The 708-nt window shown below is 74.4% G+C and carries 1 pseudogene; it reads right to left on the bottom strand.

The features are described 5' to 3' along the window. Positions 1-406: pseudogene (locus CCN42_RS41020) on the bottom strand (amino acid deaminase/aldolase); the annotation flags it as partial. Between the last annotated feature and the right edge of the window lie 302 nt (positions 407-708).

Raw genomic sequence — 708 nt, 5'->3', positions numbered from 1 at the left:
GCCCGCCGTCCCGCGCCCGGTCGATGAGCGTGAGCTGCGCGGGGTCGTCGACCATCACGGTGACCGCGGCGGCCAGCTTCGGATCGCCCGTGAGCTCCGCGAAGCCGGCCCGGTCGGCGGACGGATAGGCGAGCAGGACGTCGTCGAACCCGGAACGCGCCAGCCACAGCGACTCGGCGAGGGTGAACGACATCACGCCCGCGAAACCCTCCTTCGCCAGCACCCGTTCCAGCAGGGCCCGGCAGCGCACGGACTTGCTGGCCACCCGGACCGGCTTCCCGCCCGCCCGGCGGACCAGGTCGTCCGCGTTGGCGTCGAAGGCGTCCAGGTCCACGATCGCCAGCGGGGCGTCGAGATGGGCGGTGGCCCGGTCGTAACGGGCCCGGTCGGCGGCGCGCGCAGTCATGACCGAAGCCTGCCAGACAGGATTACCGCAGGGTAGGGGGATGTTCCGGGCAGATGCCCCGCGGTCGTGGACTGGTTCCCGCATCGGCGCGGGCAACCCGTAAAGTGACGCGCACGCACGGCGGAACGGCCCCGCGCGGGAGCACCCGCCGGACGGCGGTCCGGCCGTGCGGGTACGCGTGCGACGTGCGGACGGCCGGCTCGCGTACGAGGAGACGGGCGGCCCGTGTGCGAGGAGTCGGGCCCGGGCACGAGGAAACGGGGGGCGCATGAGCACGGACGCGCGGCACGCCCCCATCCCCC

The organism is Streptomyces glaucescens, assembly GCF_002154375.1.
GTDB lineage: Bacteria > Actinomycetota > Actinomycetes > Streptomycetales > Streptomycetaceae > Streptomyces > Streptomyces glaucescens.
Note: the sequence above shows the minus strand (reverse complement) of the source record. Positions and strands in the feature narration are given on the sequence as shown.